This window comes from Paenibacillus sp. GCM10027628, assembly GCF_042676385.1.
Classification (GTDB): domain Bacteria; phylum Bacillota; class Bacilli; order Paenibacillales; family NBRC-103111; genus Paenibacillus_E.
On sequence record NZ_JBHTHA010000024.1, the window covers coordinates 45,609 to 59,572 of the forward strand.

Consider the following 13,964-nt stretch of genomic DNA (forward strand, 5'->3'; position numbering starts at 1 on the left):
CTTCTTTCTTATTTCTGTTATAGTGGGGGATTCGTTTACAGTTTGAAAATCTGAATCGTCTGCTGCAATTGCGTGACGACGCGCGTCATTTCCTCAGCTTGGCTGACAATGCCTTGCACGGTAGCAATCTGCTCATTCATAGACGCCGATACTTCCTGCGTGCCGGCTGCCGACTGCTCGGTGATGGCCGAAATATTTTCCATTGCGGCTGCGATTTGCTCGGAGCTGGCAAGCATTTGCTCGCTTTCCTCAGCAAAGCGCGTAATTTCCTCAGAAATAAAACCTACACTGCCGACTATCTCGGCAAATACGATTTCCGTCTGATCGATGAGGAGCGTTTGTTTCTTAACGACATCCTCATTAATTTGAATGCTGCGGATCGCTTCCTGGATGCCTTGCTCGATACTTTTGACGAAGCCAAACACTTCGCGTGTCAGGGAAGTCGACTCTTCGGCGAGCTTACGAACTTCTTGTGCGACCACAGCGAAGCCTTTACCATGCTCGCCGGCACGGGCTGCCTCAATTGAAGCGTTAAGCGACAGCAAGTTCGTCTGCTCCGCAATCTCCGAAATCGAGCGCGTCACGTTCGTAATCCCTGCAGCTTGGCGGGCCAGCAAATCAATCGTCTCGGACACCTGTTTCGTCACTTCGACGTTCCGTTTCATGCCGGTGCCCTGACTTTCAACAGACGTGCGTCCTTTCTCGACCAGGGTCATCATTTGGTCAGAGCGGTTTTTCATTTCTTTGGCGGACCCTGCATAGCTGACGATTTTGGTTTCGATGTCTTTGGAAGTGATCGATACGCCGGACACCTCCTCGGAGATTTGACCAGCGCCGGAAGCCAATTCATGAGCAGAAATGCTGACTTGTTCAAGGACAGAACGGAAATTTTCATTTTTCGTATAAATATCCCGGCTTGTTTGAAAAACTTGCTTTGAAATCGAACCCGTATCCCTCAGAATATCCCGCAGTTTATCGATCATTTTGTTGAAGGATTGGCCCAACTGACCAAGTGTGTCGTCCGAAGTTACGGTTACTTTTTGAGAAAAATCGCCTTTGGAAATGTTCAGTGCGATTCTGGACAAATCAGCAACCGGTTCTGTCAATTGCCCCTCAAACCACTTAATGAAGGGATAGCTGCCTCCAATCATAATGACCAGGAAAATGATTCCTAGTAAGCGGTTCCAATCCGTCATGAAGGTAACTATCAGCATAAACAGCGAGTTCAATCCAATCAGTGCATAACAACCGAGCTGTAATTTCTTTCTGAACGACATTGACGATAAGCTACCCATTCCAATACCGACTCCTCTGCGAAAAATGTAAATATGTGCAGAATTCTATGGTGTTTGTTTGAAATTATAACATTGAATTTGGAAACATTCTACAACATTTCGACATATTCTCATCTCATTTGGTTGATATTGGGTTGGAATAAATGTAAAGCTTTTATAAAGAATCCATAAAATATTCAAAATATTGGCAAAAAATGATTGAATTATGGTAAATCACTAAGTATAATAGGTCTATGGTCATAGATTACATAATATGACAGAATATGATAAACAAAGGAGAGAGATGATGAATTTGGATCTGATTCCATTGGCAAGACAGGTGGATATGGTATTCAAGGAAATTAAGGAAGAGTTATTGCATGTCAATTCGGGGACGGTATTTATTCACATTCGCAACAATGTAATCGGTAAGTTTGGCATTAAGCATCTGCCGCTGGAAAGCAAGGGGGGCGTACTTCCAATCGCTGATAATAAAGGCCTTTCTGAGCTGCAATACCAGTCATTTCGGCAAATGGCCATCGATTCGCTCAAGTACAAAAAGAACTGGACGCATGGAGAAATTATGTACGACTTTACGATCAAACAGAATGTGCTGGCTGCCAGTATTTTATTGGAAAGTAATTATAATATGTCTAATTTTGCAAGAACCGTTTAAGCACTTATAATTTTACTAAAAAGGCATCCCGCGGTCACTTTTCAAGGAGTGACCGCGGGATGCCTTTTTTTCATACCAGAGACAGCATACGTCCCCTGCCATAAGGAATGCACAGAGGTGTTCCAAAGATAGGATCGAGGGTGATCCGGCACTTCATATCGAACACATCCCGCAGCAACTGTTCATTAATAATGTCTTCAGGCGTTCCCTCCGCATAGACCGAGCCGTCTTTGATGGCAGCGATGTGATGGGCGTAGCGGCAAGCGAGATTGATGTCGTGAAGGACCATAACGATGGTCCGCTGCTCGTTCTCGTTCAATTCGAACAGCAAGTCCAGCACTTCGATTTGATGAGTTAAATCGAGGTATGTCGTCGGCTCATCCAAGAGGATGGTAGGCGTATCCTGCGCTAAAGTCATCGCTATCCATGCTCTTTGGCGCTGTCCGCCCGACAGTGAATCCACACTTCGGTCGGCATAGGGCAGCATGTTCGTTAAGCGAAGGGCGTTCTGCACTTTATGCTCATCCTCAGCCGACCACTGCTGGAGCCAATTCTGGTAAGGATAGCGGCCTTGTTTGACAAGCTGCAGCACCGTTAGTCCTTCGGGAGCAGTCGGGCCTTGCGGAAGAATCGCCATGCGCCTGGCTACTTCCTTGGTCGAAAGTTTGGCGATCTCGCTGCTATCGAGCAGAATGCTTCCCGATTTTGGCTTAAGCAGCCTGGCCAGGGAGCGCAGCAACGTTGACTTGCCGCAGCCGTTGCTGCCGATAAAGACTGTAATTTTTCCTTTTGGGATTTGCAAATTCAAACTTTTGAAGATCGTGCTTTCTCCATATGTCAACTGAAGCGATTGTGCTTCCAGAGCTGTTTCGCGCATCATGATTGTGTTCTCCTTTCAGTTTTAACTGCGGTTTCTGCTATGATAGAGCAGATAGATGAAAATCGGAGCTCCGATTGCCGCCGTGAAAACACCGGCTGGAATATCCAGAGGCTGGAAAAAGAAACGTCCTGCCAGATCAGCGAGCAATAACAGCAGAGATCCCGTTAATGCGGATACAGGCACAAGCGCGCCAAAGCTGGGTCCTACCAACTTACGGGCTATATGCGGGGCCATTAGTCCTATAAAATTGATCGCTCCGCCAAATGCGACAGCAGCCCCGGAGAGAGCCACACTCAACATTATCAATAGGAAACGTTGACGCGCGACCCTGCTGCCGACGCTTCGGGCTATATCTTCGCCGAGCGATTGTATCGTAACATGCCGCGAGTACAGGAAGATAACCGGAATTAGCAGACTTACCCAAGGGAGCAGCGGATAGACGGCTTTTTCCCAGGAGACTCCATAAATGCTGCCTGTCATAAAGGTCAAGGATTGATTCGCAAGAATGATCGGACCGGAAAGCATCATGAGATAAGAAAGCGAGCTCATGGCGGCTGTGAAGCCGGTCCCAATCAGGACGAGCCGGAGCGGGGTGATTCCGTTCTTCCAAGAAAGTGCGTACACCAGCAACGTGGCGCTGAACGCTCCGATAATGGCGGCAACCGGCAGCCAGTGAATACTGATTTTATCCGAGAAAAAGAAGAAAAAGGAAACAGCCCCTAGCGTTGCTCCGCCTGTCGTGCCGATCGTATCCGGCGAAGTGAGCGAATTGCGCACGAGACCCTGCAGGATGGAGCCGGATACACCGAGCGAAGCGCCGATGAGAACGGCAACAATGACCCGCGGGAGACGTAAGGAGCGAACAATCATATTATTGGAGTCCGTGCTGTATCCGAAAACGGCGCGGACGACTTCGGCAGGTCGGATAGCTATGCTGCCAATGCCAGTGCTAAGAATCATCACAACAATGACGGTAAGCAGCAAAAGGAGGGAAACGGCAATCGATTTTTTACTGATTAAAAATGAGAAGCCTTTGCTTCTTAGCGACACATATCGGCTTAAATGGCTCATTTCAGCAATCCCCCTTTGCGTGCGATATAGATAAAGAAAGGAACGCCGAGTATAGCCGTTGTCACGCCAACATGAACTTCTTTCGGCATGATGATGAAACGAGCGGCGATGTCGGCTCCGACCAGTAGGATTCCACCTAAAACGGCACAATACGGAATGACCCACCGGTAATCGATGCCAACCAGAAAACGGACGATATGCGGGATAATAATGCCTACGAAAACGATAGGTCCGGCGACTGCTACGGAGCCTCCTGCGAGGATGACGATAATAACGGCCGTAATAAATTTAATAAATACTGTCTTTTGCCCAAGACCTTTAGCTACTTCATCGCCCATGGATAACACATTGATATGAGGTGAAAGCACGAGAGCTCCGATCCATGCAATAAGGATATAAGGATACACGGATTGCAACATGGCCATCGTCCGCCCTTCAATGGAGCCAACAAGCCAGTATAAGACTTGATCGAATGCTTTGCCATTGGCCAGCAATATGCCTTGGGTCAACGCGGCAAAAAAAGCCGTCATGGCGGATCCGGCAAGTGTGATTTTCATCGGCGTCAATCCGTCGCGTCCCAGAGATCCCAAACCATAAACAAGAGCGGAACTCACGGCTGCACCCAGAAAAGCGATCCAAACAAATTGCGAGAGATTAGAAACATTGAAAAAGCCGGCAGCGAGAACGATCGCAAATGCCGCTCCGGAATTAATGCCGAAGAGGCTCGGCGATGCTAGCGGGTTACGAGTAATGGCTTGCATAAGCGCTCCCGCAACAGCAAGGCTGCCTCCAACCAATGCGGCGATTAGTGCTCTCGGAATTCTAACGGTCTGTATAACAATTGCATCGTTAGACATGTCCAAATGACGTGAAGATTCAATGACCTGATTCCACGTGTAATTGTGAAGTCCAAACATGACACTTGCGATCATCATGAAGATTAAGCAGCAGCAAGCTGCGATAAGACCAGCGCTTCTATAGAAGTTTTTCGTTCGTTCCCTATCGGAATATTTCATGGATAAATGCCTACTTCCCAAGTAGTTGCTGTATTCATTTTAATAAGTAGAGTCAATGAATGTCAATGAATATGAGAATCATTATCATGAAAACAATTGACAAACTGCTTTTCATTCTAGTACGATGTGAGAGATAATGATAATCGTTATCACTGTCTAGATCGCTTAAATCGCGTACATAAAAAAGAATTAATCAGGAATCATGGAGGGAACTACATGTTATCGCACAGAAATTTTAAGCTGGGAAGAGGATGGTCGCTTCTTGCTGTTATGTTGGTATTAACTATGGTATTAAGTGCATGTGGAGAGAAACCAGGCGCACAATCAGCGGCATCCGCGGCACCTAAAGAGTCGGCAAAAGCGGAAGCCCCTCGTACGATTAAGCATGCGATGGGCGAAACTGCTGTTCCGGCACACCCGCAGCGCGTCGTTATTTTGACCAATGAAGGAACGGAAGCGCTGCTCTCACTAGGTATCAAACCGGTCGGTGCGGTTGAATCTTACTACGGCAGTCCATGGTTCGACCATATTAAGGCAGACATGCAGGGCGTGACAACGGTAGGTGGCGAAGCGCAGCCGAATTTGGAGCTGATTGCCTCATTGAAGCCGGATTTGATCATCGGCAATAAAATGCGTCACGAAAAAATTTACGACCAGTTAAAAGCGATTGCTCCGACCGTGTACTCTGAAACATTGCGTGGGGAGTGGAAAAGCAACTTCCTTTTATATGCGGATACAATCAATAAAAAAGCTGAAGGCGATAAAGTGATTGCAGACTTCGATAAACGTATTGAAGATTTCAAAAGTAAAGCCGGGGATAAATTGAAAGAAAAAGTCGCGGTTGTTCGTTTTATGGGTGGCAAAACCAGATATTACTATGGAAATATGTTCACTGGCGTTATTTTTAAACAAATTGGGATTGCGCGTTCCGACGCAAAAAGCGATGAGAAATCGTTCGAAGATATTACGAAAGAGCGTCTAACGGAGCTGGATGCTGCGGATAAAGTATTTTACTTTACTTATGAAACCGGAGACGGCAAGGGCACGAAACAAGAGCAAGAGTGGATGAATGATCCGCTTTGGAAAAACCTTCGGGTTGTCAAAGAAAACAAATTGATCAAAGTGGGTGATGCCACTTGGAATACAGCCGGAGGCGTGAAAGCGGCGAATCTTATGTTGGACGATCTCTACAAAATCTATGATGTAAAACCATAATGCAAGAATTTGGCCTTTCGTTCTGATCATGAACGGGGGCTTTTCTTTTTAGGTACGGTTTAAAAAAAAGAAGAGCTTCCCCCTAAGTAAAAGCAGCTTAAGGGAAAGCCTTTGTGAGTAAGTATAGGGAAAAGCTGTTATCTGCTGAATTTACCAGCAAGCTGCTGTTCAGCAATTTGGACGAGACGACGAGTGATGTTACCCCCGATTGCACCTGCATCGCGAGTAGCCATGAAGCCCATGTAGCCATCTTGAGGAATTTGGATGCCCAATTCTTGAGCAACTTCATACTTCAATTGGTCTAGAGCTGCCGTAGCTTGTGGAACAACTAACTGGTTGCTGCTGCGAGATTGTCCTGTAGCCATCTGTTATCACCTCCAGTAATAGGTAGTATAATCTTTTTTGAAAATTCTACTCATTTCTGAAATTGGAAATTTTCACCATGAAATAGGAGCGACTCAGGCACGAAATCGCAGTCTTTGCTATAATGAATAAATCGAACATTTAGGGGGAGGCGGAGCTATGTTTGATGTGTCTGTAACGGGGTGGTCGTTTGATAAAGATTTGCAAATTATTCAGGCCGATGTGCGTTTGGCTGTAGAAGACAACGTTATTGTAGAAGAGCCGCTATGTGTCGACGTTGGACTTCCGGCTTTCCTATATAGTACGCTACACGATACGGAGCCAAATCGGTTCGCGCCTGCCGATCAGTGGGAGCGGATGCCGTTCTTCGTATGCGGCTGCGGTGATCCGGAGTGCAGAGGGTTTTCGTTTGCCGTCCATCATTTGAACGACGAGCACTTAGAGCTCAAGCTGGTGGAAGAACGATCGAACGGTACCTATAGGGAGCTGGAATGCCATCAGATCGCAACGGCCGATTATAGCAGGAAAGTACTTGAACTAGGAGAAACTTATCTTCAATTTGTACAAGGATTGGATTATAGGCCTTATTTGGCCGATACGGTGAAAGTCGTAACAGGTCTCGTGGATCAATTACAAGAAAAAGTACGGAGAGTGTAAGATGGCTCAAGCAAAATTTTATGTGGTTTGGGTAGGACACCAACCCGGCATCTATCGAACATGGGCGGAGTGCCAAACACAAACCAAGGGCTACCCGCAAGCGCGGTTCAAGTCCTATGAATCGGAAGATGAAGCCCGGAAGGCGCTGGAGCGAGGATGGCAGAAATCGCTGGATTTTTCCGGGAAAGCGAGTGCCTCGAGTGCTTCGGGTAAGGCGGGAAGCAAAGAAGCGACCCCGGAAGTTGACTACGACAGCATATCCGTCGATGTGGGCTGTTCGGGCAATCCCGGGATCGTCGAATATAAAGGCGTGGATACGAGAACCGGTGAGATTATTTTCTATCAAGGTCCTATCGCAAAAGGAACGAATAATCTGGGGGAATTTCTCGCCATTGTTCATGGGCTCGCTTATTTGCAAAAGCAGGGCAGCAATAAAACGATTTATACAGACTCGGTTACGGCGCTAAGCTGGATTCGTAAAAAAGAAGTATCGACGAATCTGGTGAGAGACGCTTCTACCGAAGAGATTTGGACGCTGGTGGATCGAGCGCTTAAATGGCTCAAAACCCACACATACACCAACAAAATCGTCAAATGGGATACAAAAAAATGGGGCGAAATCAAGGCTGATTTCGGCAGGAAGTAGAGATTCGATAAGCCTCCGCGGGCAATAAGTTTCCCGTCGGAGGCACTTTTATGTAAGTGATGATTATTCATGATAATGGTATTGTCAAACTCCCACTTATGGCCCTATACTTAGAGTTAAGTACAATATGGTATCGTTACCAGAAAAACGGATTCATTAACTTCAAAGTAATGCGGTTTGCTCCTCGAGTTGAAAGATGGAAACGATGACAAAGCTGCGCTCTAATCTGGAATCGATACCAGAAATTTTCGGATTCAATTTTGAGCAAAAAAACAGTTGGAGGTATCGAAGATGGAGTATATGCATATACAGGGAGTGGATAAAGCAATTTCCCGCTTGATTATGGGAACCGGGGATTTAAGAAAATTGGAAGAGCCGGAGCGGACTATGCTGGATGCATATATCGCTGCCGGCGGCAATACGTTCGATACTGCCCATCAATATAGGAATAAAGAAAAAATTCTCGGTCAATGGCTGGCGGAGAAACAGCTTCGGGAGGATGTCGTCATTTTAACCAAAGGGGCTCATCATGATGACGGCAGTCCAGGGCCGCGAGTGAATCCGCAAGCGATCCGAAAGGATCTGATGGAAAGCCTGGAAAGGCTAAGCACCGATTACGTAGATTTGTACGCCCTGCATCGCGATGATCCGAGCGTCGCCGTCGGGCCCATTATCGAGGAGTTAAATGAACATATTCAGGCTAAGCGGGTAAGAGCTATCGGAGCTTCGAACTGGTCATTCCGCCGAATTCAGGAAGCGAATGAATATGCGGCTTCTCATAAGCTTATCGGATTTGCTTTTAACAGTCCTAACCTGAGTCTTGCTAAGCCAAATGAGCCCAGGTGGGAGGGCTGCGTTTCAGCGGATGAGGAAACCTGCCTTTGGCATTCGCATCATCAACTGCCCCTCTTCGCATGGTCTTCTCAGGCGGGCGGATTTTTCTCGGGTCATTTCTCGCAGGATAATCGGACAGATGAGGAAATGGTCAGAGTCTATTACAGCGAGAGTAACTGGGAGCGTTATCGCCGTGCGGTGAAGCTTGCCAAAGAAAAGCAGGTAACGCCAATTCAAATTGCTTTATCCTATGTACTTAATCAATCGTTCCCGACTTGTGCAATCATTGGACCGCGAAAGCCTGAAGAGCTTCAATCTTCGATACAGTCTATGCAGCTTCGATTAACTTGCCAAGAGCTCGAATGGCTTGATTTGCAAAGGGAGGAGATTGCGGAATGATTAGACATCAGTTAGCGGCTCAGTTATATACGTTAAGAAACGAAGTGAAGAAGGATTTCCCAACTGTATTGAAAGAGTTGAAGAAGATGGGTTGGGCCGCCGTCCAAATCGATGGATTACACGGATACCCTGCAGCAGAAATTGCGGTCGTGATGAAGGAACTCGGATTACGAACAGCCGGTATGCATGTAGGTTTGGAACGGATGAAGACGGATCTTGAAGCCGTATTGGAGGAAGCGCGTTTATTCGATACGAAGGACATCATTTGCCACTCGCTGCCGGATGGATTGCAAAATCCGCTTGGTTACGCCAGTGTGCGCAGCGATTTGCATGGTGTGGCTTCCAAAGTCAGCGGCTCGGGGTTCAGGGTCGGATATCACAATCATGATTTTGAATTTCATACAACGATGGATGGGAAATTTGCACTGGAGTATTTGCTTGAGGATCCGATCCTTTATGCAGAAATAGATACGTATTGGGTGAAAAAGGCCGACCAAGACCCTCTTTCATTTATCCGCAATTATGCATTCCATATGCCGATCCTTCATTTAAAAGATATGACTGCCGACGGCAAACAATATTTCGCTGAAATTGGAACCGGGTTGATCGATTTCCCTCCGATTCTAAGGTGGGGGTTGCAAAGTGGCGTAGAATGGTTTGCTGTTGAACAAGATTATTGTCCGGGAAACCCGATGGATAGTTTAGCATTAAGTTTAACGAATTTGCTGCGGATGGAAGAGTCAATCCTTTGATGCGAAGATGAGATGATATGAAAGCGTATTTCCGCTATTTTTGGCGAAGATACGCTTTTTTGGCATACATTGAAGTTCATCAGGCTATCCGACCGGCGATCCGTTTTTCAATATAAAGCAATTGCCGTTTTTTGTAGAAAAAAGGATTGACGAATTCTGGGAGGGGTGATATTCTTACAATAATTAATTCCAAGTGATTAACTAGGTATAATAATCCGAGCTTATGACTAGGGTTATTGTACGAAAGAAACAGGTATTGGGGGAGGAAGAAGAAATGAGAACGAAACGGGTTTTTGGTTTAGTAGTCATTATCACTTTAGTAGGAAGCTTATTGGCGGCTTGTGGAGCCAAGAGCACGAACAGTACGGCCAGCAGCACGCCTGCGGCTAGCAGTTCAGCAGCCGGATCCGCAACACCTGCAGCTAAAACTGCAGATTTAAGCGGAAAGAAAATTGCGCTTGTGATGCAGTTCAATACAGGAACCTTTTCCTCTCAATATGTAGAGGGTGTGAAAGAGCAAGTTGAAAAGCTTGGCGGTAAAGTAACGGTATTCGTTGCGGACACGGACCTGGCGAAAATGGCATCCAACTTGGATGCGGCGATCAACCAGAAATTCGACGGAATTCTGATCGACCACGGAACAGCTGAGGCGCTGGAAGCCGGCGTGAAAAAAGCGCTGGAGAAAAAAATTCCGGTTGTTAGCTTCGACTCCATCTTGAGCGTACCGGGCGTAACTTCCTTGGAACAAGGCGATCAAAAAATGGCTGAGTCCACACTGGAACAGCTCGCTAAAGACGCCGGCGGCAAAGGCAACATCGTTAAAGTATGGGTAGCGGGCTTTGCTCCGATGGAACGCAGACAGCTTGCATATCAAGATTTCCAAAAGAAATATCCGGACATTAAAGAAGTCGCAGCTTTCGGAACGGCGAAAGACCCTGCGCTGGATACACAAACGCAAATGGAAGCCATTCTTAAAAAGTATCCGAACAAAGGCGATATTACAGCGGTTTGGGCTGCATGGGACGAGTTCGCTAAAGGCGCTGCACGGGCGATTCAACAAGCTGGACGTACAGAAATTAAAGTTTATGGTATCGACCTGAGCGACGAAGACTTGCAATTGCTGCAAGATCAGAAAAGCCCGTGGGTGGCTTCCGCTGCGGTAGATCCGAAAGATATCGGCCGCGTTCAAGTCCGTTATCTGTATCAAAAGCTGCACGGCGATCAAACACCTGAGAAAGTCGTTCTTGATCCGGTTTACGTGTCCCGTGATCAATTGCCTAAGGACAAGCAAGTCAATACGACTCAGCTTAGCGAGTTCGTAAAAGGCTGGGGCGGCAGCCAACAAGGCTATACGGACTGGTTGAAAGCTGCAGAAAAAAAATAAGGTTGAACATGGAGTCCCATCGGCGATCAGCGATGGGACTTTCAGATTGACATGAGAGGTGAAACAGATGTCGGTGGACCACGCGCCTTTGCTGCAAATGAAAGGCATCTCCAAATCGTTTCCTGGCGTTAAGGCACTGCAGGAAGTTGATTTTGAACTTCAATCCGGCCAAATTCATGCGCTGCTTGGGGCTAACGGAGCCGGGAAAAGCACGTTGATGAAGGTTTTGTCCGGCGCTTATACGAATGACGAGGGTCAGATTGCTGTGAGCGGGCATTCGGTGAAGATTCGATCGCCAAAGGAAGCTATGGCGCAAGGGATTTATTGCGTGTATCAGGAAGTCGATACGGCGCTTGTCCCAGAGCTGACCGTGACGGAGAATGTCATGATGGACAAGCTTGTTCAAGGCGAAGCCTGGGTGAGCTGGCGCAAGCTGCACCGCGAAGCGGAAGCGATTCTCGGCAAGATCGGCGCATCCTTCTCCGTGCGAAGCAAGGTCGATGAGCTGAGCATCTCCCAGAAGCAGCTTGTTCTGATTGCCAGAGCGATGGCGCATCAGGCGAAGATCATTATTTTCGACGAGCCGACGGCGCCGCTCAGTCTGGAAGAGTCGGACCGGCTGTTCCAGATTATGGACAGCCTGAAGCAGGCGGGAGTGGGACTCGTCTTCATCTCCCACCGGCTCCAAGAGGTGTTCCGGATCTCCGATCGGATCACCATTATGCGCGACGGCCGCCACGTACTCTCGCGGGCGGCCGAAGAGATGGACATCGCCGGGGTCATCGAGGCGATGCTGGGTAAAACCTTCACCGAGGAGTTCCCAAAGGTCGATGTGCCCATCGGCGATATCCTCCTCGAGGTGAGAGAGCTGCGCCGCGGCACGAAGGTGCGCGGCGTCAGCTTTGACCTCCGCCGGGGGGAAATCCTCGGCGTGGTCGGTTTGGTCGGCGCCGGCAAGACGGAGCTGAGCCGGCTGATCTTTGGCGCCGACGCCGCGGACGGCGGCGAGGTGCGCCTCGCCGGGCGCAAGCTCGCGCTGCGCCAGCCGGAGGATGCCGTGCGCGCCGGCATCGCACTCGTGCCCGAGGAACGCCGCAAGCAGGGCGTTCTGGTGGAAGAGACGGTGAAGCGCAATCTGTCGCTTCCCATTCTGCGCATGCTGAGCACGCTCGGCTTCGTGAAACGCGGAGCGGAGAACGCGCATGCGGCGAAGCTGGTCGAGCAGCTCGGCGTGCAGCCGCGCGATCCGAATCGCGCCGTGAAGCACCTGAGCGGCGGCAACCAGCAAAAGGTCGCGGTCGGCAAATGGCTGCCGACGAACGCGGACATCTATATGTTCGACGAGCCGACCAAAGGGGTCGACGTCGGCGCGAAAAGCGACATTTTCCGCTTAATCGGTCAATTGGCGTCAGAGGGCAAGGGCATTATTTACTTATCTTGCGAGTTAAATGAAATTATCGGCATTGCCGATCGGATTTTGGTGATGAGCTACGGTTCTGTGGTGAAGGAGCTGTCCCGCGCGGAGGCGACGCAGGATCTCATTTTAACTTATGCAAGCGCGGGGGAGGCTGAATAGCAGCATGAAGGAAAAAAGTTTGGATTTTTCTTTTAAATATGGAGCACTATTCGTTATTGCACTGGTCGTTATCGTATTTTCGTTCATTAATGAGAATTTTATGACGTATGACAATATCGCCGACATTTTGCGGTCGATATCCATTGTAACGTTCGTGGCTATCGGTGTTACTTTATCCCAAATTGTCGACGGCTTCGATTTATCGGTGGGTTCCACCGTATCCTTATCGACCGTTGTATCGGCAGCTTTAATGGTCTGGTACGAGCAGCCGCTCATTCTGGTTTTGATCGTGCCTATCGTGATCGGAGCGCTTATTGGCTTGTTGAATGCGCTGTTGATCGTGAAAATCCGCATCCCGGATTTGCTCGCCACGCTAGCGATCATGTATATTATCGGCGGCTTGCAGAAGACGTTTACCAAAGGCTTTTCCATATATAACAACATGAGATTCCAGGACGGCACCGTGGCTCCCGGGAAATTCTCGCCTGAATTTCTGTGGATCGGGCAGGGGAAGCTGCTTGGCGTACCTGTTCCGGTCGTTCTCATGATTGTCGCTGTCGCAGCTGTGCATATATTTCTGACCTATACTCGCTGGGGACGCCAGCTTTACATCACGGGCGGCAATCGTGAAGCGGCGCGTCTTTCCGGCATTTCGGTGAACAAAATCCGCTTGGCCGCCTATGTGCTATCGGGAGTTTTCGCAGGGCTTGCCGGGATTTTATACGCTTCCCGTGTCGGATCGGGTCAAATTGATGCCGGCGCGCCTCTCTTAATGGAAGCCGTCGCTTCCGTTTTCGTCGGCTACTCCGTGCTTGGCGCAGGAAAGCCGAATGTGATTGGCACTTTTTTCGGCGCGGTGCTCATTGGCGTGCTGCTGAATGGGCTTACGATGCTGAACGTGCCGTATTTTGGCTTCGACATTATTAAAGGCGGGGTACTGGTGCTTGCGCTAGCCATTACGTTTGTCCATTTGAACCGGCGAAAAGCTTAGTTTAACTTAGCTTGACGCTGAGTAGACAAGCCCGCAATCCACCGAAGCAATTCGGGGATGTGCGGGTTTTTTAAATGCTTTTGCCCGCTTGAAGCCCCAAAACGTGCATTTTTTGCTCGTGGTAACCGGCTTTTCCGTCGGTTAGACAGCATGCTCTCTGTAGCGGCCCTTTCTATATAGCCCCCTAATCCACTTGGACACTTTAATCCACTTCAGATACACTAAAAACA

General features: G+C 48.4%; 14 protein-coding genes. 9 read left to right on the forward strand and 5 right to left on the reverse strand.

The window, feature by feature from the left end; genetic code table 11:
* Positions 1-35: 35 nt before the first annotated feature.
* Complete coding sequence (locus ACFQZT_RS18195) at positions 36-1,295, reverse strand: methyl-accepting chemotaxis protein (RefSeq protein ID WP_379302267.1); 1,260 nt, start codon at positions 1,293-1,295, stop codon at positions 36-38.
* Positions 1,296-1,581: 286 nt separating this feature from the next.
* Between ACFQZT_RS18195 and ACFQZT_RS18200 the strand changes: the two genes are divergently transcribed.
* Positions 1,582-1,950: an O-methyltransferase gene (locus ACFQZT_RS18200; protein ID WP_379302284.1), complete on the forward strand. Its 369-nt coding sequence runs from the start codon at positions 1,582-1,584 to the stop codon at positions 1,948-1,950.
* Positions 1,951-2,020: 70 nt separating this feature from the next.
* Here the strand turns inward: ACFQZT_RS18200 and ACFQZT_RS18205 are convergent, their stop codons facing one another.
* The 3 genes from ACFQZT_RS18205 to ACFQZT_RS18215 are packed head-to-tail and all read right to left on the reverse strand — an operon-like array spanning position 2,021 to position 4,917.
* Complete coding sequence (locus ACFQZT_RS18205) at positions 2,021-2,830, reverse strand: ABC transporter ATP-binding protein (protein ID WP_379302268.1); 810 nt, start codon at positions 2,828-2,830, stop codon at positions 2,021-2,023.
* Positions 2,831-2,851: 21 nt separating this feature from the next.
* Positions 2,852-3,901 (reverse strand): FecCD family ABC transporter permease, encoded by a 1,050-nt coding sequence (locus tag ACFQZT_RS18210; RefSeq protein ID WP_379302269.1) that lies wholly within the window; start codon positions 3,899-3,901, stop codon positions 2,852-2,854.
* Positions 3,898-4,917, reverse strand: a complete 1,020-nt coding sequence (locus ACFQZT_RS18215) for a FecCD family ABC transporter permease (protein WP_379302270.1) — start codon at positions 4,915-4,917, stop codon at positions 3,898-3,900. The genes ACFQZT_RS18210 and ACFQZT_RS18215 overlap by 4 nt, the downstream gene beginning before the upstream one ends.
* A gap of 216 nt (positions 4,918-5,133) precedes the next feature.
* Here ACFQZT_RS18215 and ACFQZT_RS18220 point away from each other — a divergent pair, with 216 nt between their 5' ends.
* Positions 5,134-6,132: an ABC transporter substrate-binding protein gene (locus ACFQZT_RS18220; protein ID WP_379302271.1), complete on the forward strand. Its 999-nt coding sequence runs from the start codon at positions 5,134-5,136 to the stop codon at positions 6,130-6,132.
* A 137-nt stretch (positions 6,133-6,269) separates the two neighbouring features.
* Here ACFQZT_RS18220 and ACFQZT_RS18225 read toward each other — a convergent pair whose 3' ends face one another.
* Positions 6,270-6,497 (reverse strand): alpha/beta-type small acid-soluble spore protein, encoded by a 228-nt coding sequence (locus tag ACFQZT_RS18225; protein WP_379302272.1) that lies wholly within the window; start codon positions 6,495-6,497, stop codon positions 6,270-6,272.
* Between the two features lie 157 nt (positions 6,498-6,654).
* On the opposite strand from ACFQZT_RS18225, the gene ACFQZT_RS18230 reads away from it, so the two are divergent.
* The 7 genes from ACFQZT_RS18230 to ACFQZT_RS18260 all read left to right on the forward strand — a co-directional run bounded on the left by ACFQZT_RS18230 (position 6,655) and on the right by ACFQZT_RS18260 (position 13,734).
* A complete protein-coding gene (locus tag ACFQZT_RS18230) occupies positions 6,655-7,152 on the forward strand; it encodes a hypothetical protein (protein ID WP_379302273.1) in 498 nt (165 codons plus the stop codon).
* A 1-nt stretch (position 7,153) separates the two neighbouring features.
* A complete protein-coding gene (rnhA, locus tag ACFQZT_RS18235) occupies positions 7,154-7,798 on the forward strand; it encodes a ribonuclease H (protein ID WP_379302274.1) in 645 nt (214 codons plus the stop codon).
* A gap of 291 nt (positions 7,799-8,089) precedes the next feature.
* Complete coding sequence (locus ACFQZT_RS18240) at positions 8,090-9,031, forward strand: aldo/keto reductase (RefSeq protein ID WP_379302275.1); 942 nt, start codon at positions 8,090-8,092, stop codon at positions 9,029-9,031.
* A complete protein-coding gene (locus tag ACFQZT_RS18245; RefSeq protein ID WP_379302276.1) occupies positions 9,028-9,783 on the forward strand; it encodes a sugar phosphate isomerase/epimerase family protein in 756 nt (251 codons plus the stop codon). The genes ACFQZT_RS18240 and ACFQZT_RS18245 overlap by 4 nt, the downstream gene beginning before the upstream one ends.
* A 274-nt stretch (positions 9,784-10,057) precedes the next feature.
* Complete coding sequence (locus tag ACFQZT_RS18250; protein ID WP_379302277.1) at positions 10,058-11,167, forward strand: sugar ABC transporter substrate-binding protein; 1,110 nt, start codon at positions 10,058-10,060, stop codon at positions 11,165-11,167.
* Positions 11,168-11,234: 67 nt separating this feature from the next.
* Positions 11,235-12,743, forward strand: coding sequence for a sugar ABC transporter ATP-binding protein (locus tag ACFQZT_RS18255; RefSeq protein WP_379302278.1), 1,509 nt, complete (start codon positions 11,235-11,237; stop codon positions 12,741-12,743).
* Between the two features lie 4 nt (positions 12,744-12,747).
* Positions 12,748-13,734 carry an ABC transporter permease gene (locus tag ACFQZT_RS18260; protein WP_379302279.1) on the forward strand — a complete coding sequence of 329 codons (987 nt, stop codon included), beginning with the start codon at positions 12,748-12,750 and terminating at the stop codon, positions 13,732-13,734.
* The last annotated feature ends 230 nt before the right edge of the window (positions 13,735-13,964 follow it).